Origin of the sequence: Sporomusa aerivorans (genome assembly GCF_041428895.1) — a bacterium.
Taxonomy (GTDB): Bacteria; Bacillota; Negativicutes; order Sporomusales; family Sporomusaceae; genus Sporomusa; species Sporomusa aerivorans.
This window is the reverse complement of record NZ_CP156926.1, coordinates 1,965,427-1,979,232: the sequence shown is the minus strand read 5'-3', so window position 1 is coordinate 1,979,232 and position 13,806 is coordinate 1,965,427. Positions and strand designations below refer to the sequence as shown.

The following is a 13,806-nucleotide window of genomic DNA, read 5'->3' as shown; positions in this document are numbered from 1 at the left end:
CGCAGCAAAAAACGCCATTCTTCCCAGGCAATCAGAAAGAATGGCGTTACTCATTATAAGCACAAACCAAATAAACCCCTCCCTATCACTCGTAGGTGTAAAAGGCATTCACAAAGCAGGCAGTTCTCCTGGCTCTGGTTCTTCGCTCGCCCAAGCCTTCCCAAGACGCTTCGTCTCAGTGGCATATTTTGGGTTCGCTCCCCATTACAGTGGCGGGACCGCGCCGGTATTGCACCGTTCTTCCCTATTAAGCCCTTGCGGGCACCTGTTTCGTCCAATATGCAATTTTTTTTTGCTAGTATAGCAAACTTATTGGCAAAAGTCAATCAGCGATACCGTTCTCCGGCTCACCTCTAGCAGTAAAATTTTACTTTAGTTAATAGAAAGTGTGTTCTATCTCCTACTCCTTTATAACCACCCCAAATATATTAACAAGAGCAATTGCCTGTGCGGGAGCGATTATACAACCGCGAAGGTTATCTGTGGTTAGGCCCAGCTGATAAAACTGACAGGTGCTAAGATCGATTCCTGCAAGTTTAACGCCTGAAAATTGGACTTTATCAAGATTGCAATGTGAGAAGCTTACGTCAGTTAATGTGGCGGAGTAAAAGTCAGACTCAGTAAAAGAAGAGTTTTGAAGGCTGACTTTCTTACAATTGGTGTAACGCAGCACGGAATAAGCGGCATTGCAGTTATCAATAGCAACATTTCTCAAAGATGCCTCGGTCAGGTCAATACCAACCAGCTTGCAGTTGGTTAACCGGACACGGTCCATAAAACATTGACTGAAATCCACATTGGAGAGATCACATTGTTCAAAGATAGTGTCGGTTAGGTTGACGGAGGGCCAATGAACGGAATTAAAAACAACATTTTTAAATAAAACCTGGTTAATAGCAACGTTTTCAGCAGTCTGAACCTCTAATGTACAGTCTTGTATAAGGCTGAGTTCCAGGCAGTCTTCGTCGTGAAACCCGTTCTTATACGTCAAGGGTAATTCGGGAGGCAGATTTGGCGTTACTAATTTGGATTTAGCAAATTTTTTGACCATGATATTACCTCAAGCTAATAAAATCGTTCTGTTATTCTTCCTGTTAGCCTATCGCTGTCCTGTAACACTAAGGGCCTATTAACCTTATATTTACCGTTTAAATACAAAGATCCTGTTGAATTACTGTGATGCAGGATTTTGCACGTAGTCAGCAAATTGATCAATGCCCTTATATATAGTAGAATTCCGCTGTAAAGGTTGTGTGCAGGAATTTCTAAGAATAAATCGCATATTACTGATGGTCATTTACCAAAGCGCAAACCGGCAATCATCATTATGGATGATTGCCGGTCTATTTCTAAGAACGCAGGCTTGGGGAAATGAAACACAGGGACTCACAACTTCTACCGGGTTAAAAATTTGATACAAACCCCACTGAAACGCCGCGGGTATCATACCCGGGATTATGAGTTCTAAAACCGTTAGAAACATGCATTAGCGTATATCCTACATTTACTGAAGAGCTGTCATTGAATTTATAAATAAGTTTAGGCCCGACCCGCCACATAAAATTATAATATCTTCCTCCTGCCGGAAATGGTTTATCGTATAAAATAACTCCGCCGCTTATATCTAATGCTGCCAATAGCTTGCCAGAATAATGTTTTTCAGTGCGAATCATGTATATTGGTCCGATACCGACTGCGGAGCTTTCTTGAGAGTGTGTCTGGTTTTCAAGAGTTACGTTTCCAATCGGTCGAGTGATTGTAATCCCCCGGTATATGGACTTATTTTTTTTCTCAGAAATTTTCTCTAGTATATGCAGCGATACCGTATCCAGATCGCGGTCATTGTTGCTTGTAGTCAGGTAGTCCCAATCCAGCTCAAGCTTGGAATCAGCTGCATAACAATACTGTCCCGGCGTGAAAATCAGCAAAAAGTTAATGACTACTACTAAATAAATTAATCTACGCATATTACGACACTCCTCGTATGATTGCTTTATATTATTGACTATATGGCTACATTATGTAAAACCTCCAAAAATCCCTGTTGTACGCAAACATTATTAATATTCCATATATGTAATGATTTACCTGTTAAGTACAAAATTTTTTTTTACGAATGATAAACTCAGGACCTACACAGCGACTATCCGGGACTGCCCACGCAATAAAGCAGACTAAGCTTCAAGTGGAGTTTTAACCCCATCTGAAGCTTAGTCATCGGATAAATATTTCTTATGAAAACAAGCCACACTATGTTGAATATATTCAACGCAAAGGGGGTCTAATTACGTTCAAAATAAATGATCATGTTGTATACGGCGCAACGGGAGTATGCCGGATTACAGATATTATAAAAGATAAGTTTAGCAGCAGTAATGAAACTGAAACTGAATACTATGTGTTACAGCCTGTTTACAACACTAATGTGACCATTAAGACTCCCGTGAATAATTCCAATGCTGCGATGAGACCAATCATTTCAAAAGATGAGATTTTAGCATTGATAGCCATGATGCCCGAGATAGAACCCGTTTTAGTAGACAATGAGAAACAGCGCAGCGAGCAATTTCGGGCCGCGCTTAAAACAGGCAAGACCGAAGAATGGATAAAAATTATTAAGACGCTATATTTAGATAAAAAAGCGAAATCCGCCGTCAATAAAAAATTAACCAAGACAGAGGAAGGTATTATGAACAGTGCTGAAAAGCAATTAAATGAAGAATTTGCGACAGCATTGAACATTTCACCTGACGAGGTTGTTCCCTATATTCTCGATCGCATGCCGGAATAATCCCCCTGTGGAAACAGGGGGACAGGGACACTGTTTTCCGATACCGCTAAGGAACTGGTTGGTATTAGCAAACAGGGAACCATAATTCTACCCTGAATTATGGTTCCCTGTTTTTATCGTAATTCATATGCAGTTTGCGCCAACTTCACGCCTCATAATTTCACTGTTCAAATTGGGGGGGAACCCGCCGACTTTGGTACTTATAATGGTTATACAGCAATGCTGCAGATAATAGTAATGTTAGCATCTCAGCAACAGGTACAGTTAGCCATATGCCTCTTATACCGAATAATTCCGGTAATATGACAATACCCGCCCCTATCCAAACTATGCCTTTGCTCAATGCAATCAAGACCGCGCTTTGTGGTTTGCAAATAGCAGTAAAATAACCTGATGCAACGATATTCAATCCATTTACTATAAAGGCTGAAGCATATAGTTTGGCGCCGTATTCAGCAAAGTCAAGAACAGTATCATTATGCACATCTAAAAATATCACGATTATTTCTCTGGCAAAGGCAGAAATAGCTATGAAAAGTCCTACACCGATAACGAAGGCTGAGAAACCAGCAAGCTGCAATACTTTTTTCACCCGCTCCATTTTGCCACTGCCATAATTATAACTAATAATGGCGCCAACGCCATCTGATAATCCTATCAGAATATTATTCCCGATAAAAGACAAATAGCTAATAGCTGTGAAGGCAGCTACGCCGACTTCGCCTACATAACGCATAAGCGTAATATTAAATAAGAATGCCGTAACACCTGTGCCGATCTCGGCTAGGCCTTCCGATGAACCATTATAGATAATCTTGCATGCCAGCGTTTTTTTAAAACTGCCTTCAGACAATTTTAAAGTTGTTTTGCCCGTTATAAAAGGAAGTACCGCCATAACAAAAGCAATACTATAACCTAATCCTGCAGTCAACGCAGCCCCTTTAATCCCCAGTCCGAGCCGTGCAATCAACAAGTAGTTAAGCATCATATGACTTATAACGGCGACCACTAGAATCTGCATGGAATATACAGGCTTCCCCAGGATTTTTAACACATAGTCCAAAACAAACATGATTCCTAAAAATGGCAGGAATATACCTGTCCAGCTAATATACGTTGTTACCAGTACCAACAGTTGTTTATTGGCACCCAGGAAAACAGCCATCTGTTCAGTAAAACCAACGGCAATTACCGAGAGTATAAGCGATATGGCACCTACTGAGAAAAGAGATGTTTTAAAGGCGTCTCCCGCCTCTTTTATATCTCCTTCACCTAACTTCCGCCCTATGAAACTTTGTGCGCCAATACCGATGATTACACCAACTGCAATCATTACGCTGAAAAAAGGCATAGCAATGTTGACACTTGCTAACGCATTAACCCCAATATAATTACCGACAAAAAAACCGTCTACAATGGTGTTTAGGCCTAGAAATAACATCCCTGCAATCGCAGGAATACTGTATTTTAAAAATAATGAAATAATACTTTCTGTTCCCAGTACGTTTCCATTCATGTTTATCACCCCTTATGAGATGATAAACCTTGGAGCAACTCCAATGTCAAGGATTAGTTGCAATCCAAACTTCGTAGTAATCAAGACCATCTTTATGAGAACTTGCCATATATCTTCCAATCAGGGGACCGTTTACTTGTCTACCTTGTTTTTTTAGATAATCCAAAGCTTTGTTCAGTACATCATTCTCTTGTTCTGAGTAGTTTGTTCCCGCGATTGTATATAAATAATTCATCCCCTGTAAGGAAGAAAGCTCCTGTTGCTCCGCGCCATCCAGTAAATACAGATTTTCTTCATCAATGCTAATCCCCACTTGCGCTGAACTAAAATTGGGACTACCCATAAGTTCTGCCTGCGGGACTAATAGGGTATAGCGTATACGGTCATCTATCCAATCCTCTTTTTTATATTTTCGTATCAGAGTAATCAGGTCTTCTGCTTGCGTGCCAATCAGCTTAAATTTAAAGACCGGTGCAGAAACAATAAGAAATTCGCCTAACCGTTCTTCACACAGCTTATATTGATAAGCAGCCTGGGTAATCATATTCTTTAGCTTAGTTAATTCTTGTATCCTATTCTCGACTATCCTTTGATTCTGATAAAGTACATTCTTAATGTCGCCAATATCCATTTCCGTTATAATTTTTTTAATATCTTTAACAGACAGTTCCATATTGCGAAAGAATAGTATATCCATGAGGACTACCACTTCATCATAAGAGTAATACCTATATCCGTTCTCACTATTTTTCTGCGCTGAAAGTATACCGCTCTTTTCATAATACCGCAATGTATCTGTCGATACATCGAAAAGTTTTGCTACTTCACCGATAGTCCATTTTTCATTCATTTCGTATACCCTGCCTTAATAACTTGTGGTTATTGCGCTAGTTCGCGCATAGCCTTTATATCTTTTCTTCATTTCTATCTCTGTTAATTATACCCGCATCGTAGCAAGGTACACCATAACCAATGATGAAGAATTGCAGTTTTAGGCAATTTTTATGCAGTAACGGTAACGAGGCTGCCACTATAGATATTGTGCCTCGAAGAATACGAAGCATATGCCGTTTTTGCGTGAAAGATATGTAAAATATACTCGAAATCTTATTTTAAATAATATCCGCCGGCTGGAGTTACAACCCAAAATAAAATGCCACCCAAGTCCGGAGGCATTTTATGATTTATTCCTATACCAGACCTTCTTCTGGCTAACCGCAGTCAGCCATTTTGCATAGAAATTTTTTGGTTTCTGTATTGTTAGTGCATTTACAGGACAAATTGGCAGATAATGCCGTTAGAGAATTCGTCAGCCATCATCAATGCCTCTTTTTCGATTTTGTTGAACGTCTCAATACTTTTAGCGTAATCCTTATTAAGCATCGTGACAGCCTCCTCTTTTGTCAATGCCAAATGTGTAAACCACATATTTTTCATACGTTTCACAGACCAATTTGGATTGATACGATTTAGGAAACATACGATTTTCTCTGCGTTTTCATACCACCTTTTTTCAGCGTCCTCCACCGCTTTACTATTCCCAGCCTTTGCCGCCTTCACAAGCTCTGCTGCAATGACGAGATGGTCTGTTATCAGGCGTTCAAACTCGGATGCGATTTGATTCCCATAGGACCGGCAAAACACTCTCGCAAAATCAGGGGCGTTACGTAGAAGACGATTTGTAGTTTGCTCTAAATCAGGCAAATCAAACACAATACCCATAATAACCATTCTCGTCCAGTAAACATGCTGTGTCCAAAGCAGACGGAAACAATCCCTTAAATGAACTTCCGACTGGCTTAGACAGCAATTGCCGCTACCATAAGGTCTAGGCACATAGTCTCCCCCTTTACTCATAGTTATGTTACATAATATGTTGATGATTAGAGTAAGGTGATTAACAACCTGAAGGCCTTGCTGTCATAGGATTAGATTGCGACGAGCTTCAAAGTAAGCACAAGTCAGGAAGCTTCCAGTTGCTTGATATTTCCGATGTAAATAGGCATCACTGATTCAGTGATGCCTATGGGGCTAAAATTCATCTTCTTCATCTTCATCATCTTCATCAAAGTCCGGGAAAAATCCGAACGGGAAAAATCGGCGTCTGCCAAAGCCGCCAAAACGCCCAAAGCCACCAAATCTCCTAAAGCCGCCGAACCTGCCAAAGCCGCCAAAGCCTCTGCCAAAGCCTCTGCCAAAGCCGCCAAAGCGAGGTGGATCATCCATTTGTATGCCGCAATTTGGACAACAGTGCTGCCGGCGAGAATCAAATTCATGGCCGCAGCTGGAACAGACTTTCATAACATCATAACAGCAAGTTTCATACACCCTATATTTAGTAGTAAAAGTTCCTACACACCTTCTCTTACATCTAGGCGTACAGGCCGAACGACATTCACGGCTACCGCATCCCATGTCTATCCCCCCTCCAAAATCAGATTTGTTATATCTTATGTTTGATAGAACCAATATGTTATGTAATATAGAAAATAAAATTAGCCTGCCAAGAGCAGGCCTCTCCCATTTAGCCTCTATTTACACCCAAGACTTTACTGGAAAACACGTGAAAACACGGGGACAGGGACACTGTTTCAATAATGCCAGCTGTTGCAAGTTTCTGGAGGGGTGCGCAGGTATTGTTACCTCTGTCATCTTCCGGCCTGAGAATTGCATTTCAATCTGCAGTTTTCTCCCGCCCCACCACTCGTTTAGAACCAGTGAGCCTGTTTTGTTTGCTGTCGTTTTTGACAACTACGGCAGCAGCGAACCGTGAACCATCTCTTGTCTTAATCATTAATGAAATCTTCCTGTTGCTTGCCTTGACGCGCTAAATAACCTTTACCCCAAGTGCTGATTGATTCAAGCATGGGTTGAAGGCTCAAGCCTAGTTCTGTCAGAGAGTATTCAACCTTGGGTGGAACCTCCGCATAAACCTTGCGGGAAATAAGACCATTCTGCTCCATTTGCCGGAGTTGTTGGGTCAACATTTTTTGACTTATTCCGTTTATACCTTTTAACAAGTCACTAAAACGCTGGTTACTTCTGCTTAATAAGTTTCGTAAAATAAGAACCTTCCATTTATGCCCTATTAAATTCAGCGCCGCTTCAATGGGACAAATCTTAGTATTCACCATTCAGAACCTCCAGTAAAATCACCAATAGTTACTATTCGGTCTGTATCAAACAAAATAGTGCCTTCTTGCGAAAAGTAACTTTGTTTCTTATTATATTAATGAAAGTGGTTGCAGACAATATGTAATAGTTTGTAATATTTTATTTAAACCTTAAGGGGGACCAAAATATGAAAAAAATCAATACCGATTCTCTATTGGATTTTTCACTGGAAAAATCGGTGCGTAAAGGGCTTAGTCATGAAGGCAGTAAGCTTGATGTAGGATTACTGCTATATGCACCGGGTCAAAGCACGCCGGAACATACTCACAAGGATATGGACGAAGTTTTTTATGTTGTTGAAGGTGAAGGAAAATTAACTATTGACGGGGAAGAATTTGCCCTTAAAGAAAAAGATATAATCTTATCTCCACGGGGAGAAGGGCATGGTTTTTTCAATACCAGTTCAGGTAACCTAGTGGTTTTGCAGGTTAAAATTTTCTAAGTGTTCCTTAGTGCAAAAATTCTTTAATAAGGAGATATTTATGAGACGTGTCCGTGATACAGAAAAACAAGTTACGCGCACTGAAGCTATGAGTATTCTAAAAGCTGCCGAATACGGGGTGTTATCTACGGTCGACAAAGCTGGGCAGCCTTATGGCATACCTCTAAACTATATAGTGTTAGATGAGGCGATCTATCTGCATTGTGCTCTTGAGGGTCATAAGTTAGATAATATTTCCCAAAATAGCCAGGTATGCTTTACTGTGGTCGGATATTCGGAAATAGTGCCCAGCTCATTTACGGCCAAATATGAAAGTGTTGTTGTTTTTGGTAAAGCCATGTTGGCCGGTGAGCCTGAAAAGATCAAAATGCTAATAGAACTGGTGAAAAAATACAGTCCGGAATTTCAGGATAAAGGAATGAAGGTAATTGATGCTTTTAAAGATAAATGTGCCGTAATTAAAATTACAATAGAAGATATCACCGGTGTGAAGAAAAGATAGTTTGACTCTTAATGAAGCCAAAGAGGATGGCTCTACTGTTTCCTATAAGAAACAGGGATCCATCCTCTTGTTGTTATATTGTAGGCAAACAGGCCTTACTAGCTTGGCAGCCGCTAATATTCATTTATTTAGGCTTTTGTTTTTTAACAGCTTTATATTTATTTGCGGCTTCTTCGATCTCAGCCTTCAACTGAGTATTCTTCCGGCGACGGGCGACTTCAGCTGCTGCTATACCGTATTCAGTAGATTCTTTAAGATCCCGATTTATTTCTTCGAATTTTCCTTCTAAACTATGCGTAGAATAGGAGTTTTTATCAGTCTCTGCCGGTTGCTGGCCAAACGAGAACGCCATGCCTGAGCCGGCCATAGTCTGGACCTGCGGAAGTTTATTAATAGCAGAAAATAGCTTATTCATACTGGCATTATAAAGAACGCTTTCATGTTTGGCCAGCGCTTTTTCCCGCGCGCGTAGATTTTTAGCCATAGCTTCTTCCCGCTTTAATCTCTCCAGTTCAAGCTTTCTGGTCTCTTCTTCATACACAGCCAGTTGTAGTTGTTTATCGGTTGCTTGCAATTCTACGATGACATGCTGGGTATCTGCACGGTTGTTGTTATCGTCACTGTTAACGGTCGTCGCCGAAGTGCTGTTTCGCACCTCTTGTTCAAGCTTTTTTTGCAATCCGTCACGATATTCCCTTAATGCTGTTAAATTGTTTTTCGGATAGACCATTGCTAGCAACTTATTCAGACCCGCTTGATCTATAGACATGACATCCATCTCCCCAAAATCAGATTGCCGGAACGTACCCTTTATATAGGCATCGAATATTATCAGGAAAAAATTAAGAGTACGACGAAGAAATCAGGAAGGCAGGAACCTTTTACGTCTTTGAAAATTTAGCAACAAGGCTTGGCATAAAAAATCCTGGTTATAATAATAGCATTACTTAGAGCGTATTTATCACCTACACAGATATACTTATCCATTGACAGGGATACTTTCTTGGGGGGCCAGTCAAGTGGTGCATGATATCGCTATAATCCTTCGCACTCTTTTAATGCTGCTGTCGCTGCTGCTTATTGCGCGAATACTAGGCAGAAGGACGTTATCTGAGCTGACCTTTTATGATTTTGTAATCGGACTTTTTATCGGGAATATCGGTAGTTCTGTAATTACTGACGAAGAGTTTGGCATTCGTAACGGTCTCATAGTTCTGACAGTTGCAACATTATGGATTCTGGCGATTAGTATGCTAGCACTTAAGTCCGTACCGGCCAGAAAATTAATTGAGGCGGAACCGCTAACAGTACTGCGCAGAGGTAAGATTTTAGAAAACAATTTGAAGAAACGCTATTATAATGTCAATGATTTACTGGAAATGCTACGTGAACAAGGCATTTTTGACCCAAACGAAGTAGAAATGGCATTGATTGAATCAGACGGTCATCTCAGCGTGCTAAAAAAGCCGGAATATCAGTCCCCTTCTGCCAAGGACTTCGCCATTCAGAAACAAAACCTGACGCCAGCAAGTACTCTAGCCGGTACAGAGGTTATAATCAATGGTAAAATTATTGATCAAGGGTTAGTCCAAAGTGGTCTGACTTTGGATCAGCTCGAGTGTCAGCTAAGCAAAGCGGGCGTGACGGATTGGCAGGAAGTAACGTTGGCCATGGTTACACCTGACGGCCAGTTATACGTAGACAAACGTAACGACACGTAATAACAATAGTAGTAAAACGAGGGGCCAGGGACCGTGCTATAAGCTTTTCCCCAATGTTTCAGCTCTCGCTATTCCGTCGGTTTTCAGAATATCATCTTTGTCATGAAGACCCGGTACTATGATTATGCCGCTGTCCTTCCAACTCAGAAAATTAGCAATTAGCTTGTAGGACTTGATAATACCCTCGTAATGGTATTCATCCTCCTCACCGCCGCAGACTAAAAGTATGCAATCTTTTATCTTTAATGCCCTTTTGCCGATGAAAAAAGAATAGAACTTATCAATAGCAGCTTTCAGCTGTACCGGAAACGAGAACCAATACAAGGGTGTTGCAAACACAAGCGTATCTGCCTGCTCCAGAAGCGGCGCCAGTTCATTAAAATCGTCCGGAATAGAACAAGCGCCCCCTTTACTGTAACAAGTCTTACAGTCTAAACAGCCATTAATTTTTTTATCTGCCGTTGTATATTTTACAGTCGTGTGTCCCGCCTGCCGCGCGCCGGCAATAAATGCATCCGCCAGCTTGTCGCTATTGCCGCCTTTTCTGGGACTGCCAGTCAAAACAAGGATATTTTTTGCCATACTTAGATTCCCCCCTTAGATTTGTTTTTCTGGATACTATTCCTGTTATAATAGTACTCACTAATATCCCAATCAACAAGTACGCACTTATTTGTATTATAGTATCCTTTTATATACTTCACCACTTGCTAAATAAAAAGGCAACGACATCACACCCTATGCTGTGATGTCGTTGTTTTTTATGGTGAACCAAGCCGCAGCACTCCGCCTTAACATGCGCGCTGCAAAAAAATTCGCATACATCAGTATTTTACAGAATAACATTCTGCATTAAACATATTTAACAGAATAATATTCCGTTAAATCAATATATTCCAGAATTAATCGCTTTACTCGCAATTGCTGTTAAGTTTATAATTAATTCCGAGGTGAAAATCTTTGGATAATGTAGATAAAAAAATTCTTTGTTTACTGCAAAGCAATGCACGAATGTCTAATGCAGACATAGCACGCGAAATCAAACTTGCTCCCTCAGTTACTTTAGCCCGTATCCGCAAATTGGAGGAAAAAGGCCTCATCGCCGGCTATGAGGCTAAGCTTAATCCGCACGCGCTTGGCTTGGATATGCTCGCCTTTGTCTTAATTAAAGTAACTGGTGATAAAGATATCGAGAGTTCTTTAGTCGATATTCCCGGAGTTCAGGAAGTGCACAACGTCGCTGGCGACGACTGTTATCTCATCAAAATAAGAACCCGCAATACAGAATCCTTAAGCCAGCTGTTGAAAGAAAAAGTACGTGGAGAATCAATATCTACCAAAACTATTATTGTTCTCAGTACGTTAAAGGAGACTTCACAACTTATCTTTTAGCTAAGAATTAAGAAACGGAGGGATACATATGAATTTCTCGATTATTTTAGCTTTGTTGGCAGTCTATTTTGCCTGGGGAGGAACTTACCTTGCAATGCGGTTCGCAGTGGAAACATTGCCGCCATTTTTATTGGCAGGTATTCGTTTTACGCTAGCTGGCATGCTGCTGTACTTTTGGGAATTTGCCAGAGGTACAAAGAATCCGGAAAAAACTCATTGGCGTAATGCCGGCATCATTGGAGGCCTAATGCTCTTGGGCGGTAATTCATTGGTCGTTTGGGCAGAACAAACTATTCCCTCCGGGATTGCAGCGCTAATCGTCGCTACCGTTCCTTTATGGATAACGATATTCGCCTGGATATGGCAGGGAGGCGCCAAACCTAACAGGTACGTAATAGCCGGATTAGGCTTAGGTTTCGTAGGCCAAGTCTTACTGGTTTGTAACTCTTGGCAAAGCACAACGTATCAGCCTGAACAATTTTCCGGATATATCATATTAACTTTTTCAGCCTTATTTTGGGCAGCAGGTTCCGTTTATTCACGCCAAGCAGAGTTGCCTTCATCGTCGCTCATGTCGATTGCCATTCAAAATCTGACCGGCGGTATTCTTTGTTTGCTAGTTGGCATTTTTGCCGGTGAGTTAAGCCAATTAAATCTTGGCAATATATCAGCCCGGTCTTTATACTCATTGGCTTATCTGATTTTCATCGGCTCACTTATCGGATTTAGCGCTTATATTTGGGTATTAAAAAAAGCAGAGCCCGCCATTGTTTCCACTTATGCTTATGTTAATCCCATAGTCGCCGTTTTCCTGGGATGGTATTTTGCCAATGAAAACTTAACAATAAATGACGGCCTGGCGGCAATTAGTATAGTCGCAGCTATAATCCTAATCACTAAGAGCCAGAGAAAAGTTACTCAGCTTAAGCAAAGCTATTCATTTTCCGGCCTAGACGGCGATGGAATATAAAACTTTTTAAACTACCGGCCCAGCTTTCCGGTCATATGCTCGATATTTATTTTAAATACAGCAGTAGCTTCGATGCTTTTCTCTATGTAGGCCAGTCCCTGTGGACGATATTCGTTTGAATATTTTTCTACTAAGAGTATAAGGGCATCTTTTTTTTCTTGCTTATCAATAACTTCAGCCGCCTTTCCATAGATGACCACGCTGTCGTATTCTGTATCAAATTTATCGGGAATCAGCCTATAGTAATTTACTATTGAGAAGCAAACTTTATTATGAAACCTGATATTCTCCAATTTATTACCCGCTCTGGCGGAGTGAAAATATATTGCACCATTCTTATAGGCATAATTTAGTGGTACAGAATAAGGATAACCGTTTGCCCCTAAGATGGCTAAATTACCGAGCTGTCCCTCATTAATAATTTTAATGGCGTCCAAGTCGGCTAACTGTTTCTCTTTACGTCGCATTTCTTTAAACATTGTCATTCTCTCCTAACCTTAAAAATAGTTCCGCCAAGGTTTATTGCCTTTAGAAACTTATAGAGTAAACAGTTTTAGACGCAGATTGTAATTGAATTTTCCTTTTATGGCTAAAAGTCCTAAAATTCTAGGTCTAAATACCCAACTATTTCTTGACAATTTATTTAAATATATGCAAAAGTATATAGTATGTGTATATAAAATGACAATCTATATCCTATTGCCAAAGCTGTCTCAAAATAAGTAAGCAGAGATATATTTTTTAGAACAGTATCATATTGATTCTGAGGCTACCGTTTTAATAATTTATAAATTATGCAATCAGGCGTTGGCCTGCTTTTTTTATACATATGCTTGGTTATAACAGCGAAATCCCCTGTAAGGGCAGGTTGATTAATATATTATTAAAGGTTACTAGGTTTAACTTATTTGGTCAACGCGACGGAAAAGGGGGCAACATTCATGAGCAATCCTACAGAAAGCAGTAAAAAAGTAGAAATAAGCATGCGCTTATCCGAATTCGAAATTCCTCCCATGCAGGACATATTAATCATTGGCAAGAAGGCGCCCATCGGTCCGGAGGCAGCAAGGAGAATGGTTAATATTCTGTCGCCTGATCAGTATGAAATAAAAAAATTAGAGCATCCGGCTATTGAAGCGATTGTCATAAGAAAGTCCTTACTCAACATGTTGCCTCATGATAAATTAGTATCGCTAGTTTTAGAAGAGGGGGAAAAAATTGCTGACGAGACAATGATAATAAAGGTACAGCTGAACATTACTATCATTGTTAGCAAGTCAATAGATATATGATACGAT

Annotated in this window: 17 protein-coding genes and 1 riboswitch; of the genes, 7 read left to right on the top strand and 10 right to left on the bottom strand. The window is 40.4% G+C overall.

Going from position 1 to position 13,806, the window contains the following annotated elements:
* Window positions 1-100: 100 nt before the first annotated feature.
* A riboswitch (cobalamin riboswitch) is annotated at window positions 101-284 on the bottom strand.
* A 116-nt stretch (window positions 285-400) separates the two neighbouring features.
* Window positions 401-1,051 (bottom strand): pentapeptide repeat-containing protein, encoded by a 651-nt coding sequence (locus SATMO3_RS09010; RefSeq protein WP_371380211.1) that lies wholly within the window; start codon window positions 1,049-1,051, stop codon window positions 401-403.
* Window positions 1,052-1,403: 352 nt separating this feature from the next.
* The gene (locus SATMO3_RS09005) at window positions 1,404-1,967 is read right to left on the bottom strand and encodes an acyloxyacyl hydrolase (RefSeq protein ID WP_371380209.1); all 564 of its coding nucleotides are present in this window, start codon (window positions 1,965-1,967) and stop codon (window positions 1,404-1,406) included.
* Window positions 1,968-2,203: 236 nt separating this feature from the next.
* Between SATMO3_RS09005 and SATMO3_RS09000 the strand changes: the two genes are divergently transcribed.
* Window positions 2,204-2,791 carry a CarD family transcriptional regulator gene (locus tag SATMO3_RS09000; protein WP_371381692.1) on the top strand — a complete coding sequence of 196 codons (588 nt, stop codon included), beginning with the start codon at window positions 2,204-2,206 and terminating at the stop codon, window positions 2,789-2,791.
* A gap of 160 nt (window positions 2,792-2,951) precedes the next feature.
* Here SATMO3_RS09000 and SATMO3_RS08995 read toward each other — a convergent pair whose 3' ends face one another.
* From SATMO3_RS08995 to SATMO3_RS08975, 5 genes are all read right to left on the bottom strand, one after another.
* On the bottom strand, window positions 2,952-4,307 hold the full coding sequence (locus SATMO3_RS08995) for an MATE family efflux transporter (RefSeq protein ID WP_371380207.1): 1,356 nt from the start codon (window positions 4,305-4,307) through the stop codon (window positions 2,952-2,954).
* 46 nt (window positions 4,308-4,353) lie between these two features.
* Entirely contained in the window at window positions 4,354-5,157 is an 804-nt protein-coding gene (locus tag SATMO3_RS08990) for a MerR family transcriptional regulator (RefSeq protein WP_371380205.1), read from the bottom strand.
* 419 nt (window positions 5,158-5,576) lie between these two features.
* The gene (locus SATMO3_RS08985; RefSeq protein WP_371380203.1) at window positions 5,577-6,143 is read right to left on the bottom strand and encodes a hypothetical protein; all 567 of its coding nucleotides are present in this window, start codon (window positions 6,141-6,143) and stop codon (window positions 5,577-5,579) included.
* 125 nt (window positions 6,144-6,268) lie between these two features.
* On the bottom strand, window positions 6,269-6,583 hold the full coding sequence (locus SATMO3_RS08980; protein ID WP_371380201.1) for a hypothetical protein: 315 nt from the start codon (window positions 6,581-6,583) through the stop codon (window positions 6,269-6,271).
* A 510-nt stretch (window positions 6,584-7,093) separates the two neighbouring features.
* On the bottom strand, window positions 7,094-7,438 hold the full coding sequence (locus SATMO3_RS08975; RefSeq protein ID WP_371381691.1) for a winged helix-turn-helix transcriptional regulator: 345 nt from the start codon (window positions 7,436-7,438) through the stop codon (window positions 7,094-7,096).
* Between the two features lie 170 nt (window positions 7,439-7,608).
* Between SATMO3_RS08975 and SATMO3_RS08970 the strand changes: the two genes are divergently transcribed.
* Both SATMO3_RS08970 and SATMO3_RS08965 read left to right on the top strand, forming a co-directional pair.
* A complete protein-coding gene (locus tag SATMO3_RS08970) occupies window positions 7,609-7,923 on the top strand; it encodes a cupin domain-containing protein (RefSeq protein WP_371380199.1) in 315 nt (104 codons plus the stop codon).
* A gap of 40 nt (window positions 7,924-7,963) precedes the next feature.
* A complete protein-coding gene (locus SATMO3_RS08965; RefSeq protein WP_371380197.1) occupies window positions 7,964-8,425 on the top strand; it encodes a pyridoxamine 5'-phosphate oxidase family protein in 462 nt (153 codons plus the stop codon).
* Window positions 8,426-8,549: 124 nt separating this feature from the next.
* Here the strand turns inward: SATMO3_RS08965 and SATMO3_RS08960 are convergent, their stop codons facing one another.
* On the bottom strand, window positions 8,550-9,194 hold the full coding sequence (locus SATMO3_RS08960) for a hypothetical protein (protein ID WP_371380196.1): 645 nt from the start codon (window positions 9,192-9,194) through the stop codon (window positions 8,550-8,552).
* 250 nt (window positions 9,195-9,444) lie between these two features.
* Here SATMO3_RS08960 and SATMO3_RS08955 point away from each other — a divergent pair, with 250 nt between their 5' ends.
* Entirely contained in the window at window positions 9,445-10,146 is a 702-nt protein-coding gene (locus SATMO3_RS08955) for a YetF domain-containing protein (RefSeq protein ID WP_371380194.1), read from the top strand.
* A gap of 36 nt (window positions 10,147-10,182) precedes the next feature.
* On the opposite strand, the gene SATMO3_RS08950 is transcribed toward SATMO3_RS08955, so the two are convergent.
* Window positions 10,183-10,728 carry a flavodoxin family protein gene (locus tag SATMO3_RS08950; protein ID WP_371380192.1) on the bottom strand — a complete coding sequence of 182 codons (546 nt, stop codon included), beginning with the start codon at window positions 10,726-10,728 and terminating at the stop codon, window positions 10,183-10,185.
* 378 nt (window positions 10,729-11,106) lie between these two features.
* Here SATMO3_RS08950 and SATMO3_RS08945 point away from each other — a divergent pair, with 378 nt between their 5' ends.
* Together SATMO3_RS08945 and SATMO3_RS08940 are read left to right on the top strand one after the other, a co-directional pair.
* Window positions 11,107-11,538, top strand: a complete 432-nt coding sequence (locus SATMO3_RS08945; RefSeq protein ID WP_371380190.1) for an Lrp/AsnC family transcriptional regulator — start codon at window positions 11,107-11,109, stop codon at window positions 11,536-11,538.
* Between the two features lie 28 nt (window positions 11,539-11,566).
* Window positions 11,567-12,508 (top strand): EamA family transporter, encoded by a 942-nt coding sequence (locus SATMO3_RS08940; protein WP_371380188.1) that lies wholly within the window; start codon window positions 11,567-11,569, stop codon window positions 12,506-12,508.
* Between the two features lie 11 nt (window positions 12,509-12,519).
* Here SATMO3_RS08940 and SATMO3_RS08935 read toward each other — a convergent pair whose 3' ends face one another.
* The gene (locus SATMO3_RS08935) at window positions 12,520-12,987 is read right to left on the bottom strand and encodes a pyridoxamine 5'-phosphate oxidase family protein (protein ID WP_371380187.1); all 468 of its coding nucleotides are present in this window, start codon (window positions 12,985-12,987) and stop codon (window positions 12,520-12,522) included.
* A 462-nt stretch (window positions 12,988-13,449) separates the two neighbouring features.
* Between SATMO3_RS08935 and SATMO3_RS08930 the strand changes: the two genes are divergently transcribed.
* A complete protein-coding gene (locus tag SATMO3_RS08930) occupies window positions 13,450-13,800 on the top strand; it encodes a hypothetical protein (RefSeq protein WP_371380186.1) in 351 nt (116 codons plus the stop codon).
* Window positions 13,801-13,806 lie beyond the last annotated feature (6 nt).

What these genes read in the sequence shown, in the direction of transcription:
- SATMO3_RS08940 (WP_371380188.1), top strand. Translation starts at nt 11,567, where the DNA reads ATGAATTTCTCGATTATTTTAGCTTTGTTGGCAGTCTATTTTGCCTGG.
- SATMO3_RS08950 (WP_371380192.1), bottom strand. Translation starts at nt 10,728, where the DNA reads ATGGCAAAAAATATCCTTGTTTTGACTGGCAGTCCCAGAAAAGGCGGC.
- SATMO3_RS09005 (WP_371380209.1), bottom strand. Translation starts at nt 1,967, where the DNA reads ATGCGTAGATTAATTTATTTAGTAGTAGTCATTAACTTTTTGCTGATT.
- SATMO3_RS08930 (WP_371380186.1), top strand. Translation starts at nt 13,450, where the DNA reads ATGAGCAATCCTACAGAAAGCAGTAAAAAAGTAGAAATAAGCATGCGC.
- SATMO3_RS09010 (WP_371380211.1), bottom strand. Translation starts at nt 1,051, where the DNA reads ATGGTCAAAAAATTTGCTAAATCCAAATTAGTAACGCCAAATCTGCCT.
- SATMO3_RS08935 (WP_371380187.1), bottom strand. Translation starts at nt 12,987, where the DNA reads ATGTTTAAAGAAATGCGACGTAAAGAGAAACAGTTAGCCGACTTGGAC.
- SATMO3_RS08970 (WP_371380199.1), top strand. Translation starts at nt 7,609, where the DNA reads ATGAAAAAAATCAATACCGATTCTCTATTGGATTTTTCACTGGAAAAA.
- SATMO3_RS08965 (WP_371380197.1), top strand. Translation starts at nt 7,964, where the DNA reads ATGAGACGTGTCCGTGATACAGAAAAACAAGTTACGCGCACTGAAGCT.
- SATMO3_RS08980 (WP_371380201.1), bottom strand. Translation starts at nt 6,583, where the DNA reads ATGAATTTGATTCTCGCCGGCAGCACTGTTGTCCAAATTGCGGCATAC.
- SATMO3_RS08960 (WP_371380196.1), bottom strand. Translation starts at nt 9,194, where the DNA reads ATGTCTATAGATCAAGCGGGTCTGAATAAGTTGCTAGCAATGGTCTAT.
- SATMO3_RS08990 (WP_371380205.1), bottom strand. Translation starts at nt 5,157, where the DNA reads ATGAATGAAAAATGGACTATCGGTGAAGTAGCAAAACTTTTCGATGTA.
- SATMO3_RS08995 (WP_371380207.1), bottom strand. Translation starts at nt 4,307, where the DNA reads ATGAATGGAAACGTACTGGGAACAGAAAGTATTATTTCATTATTTTTA.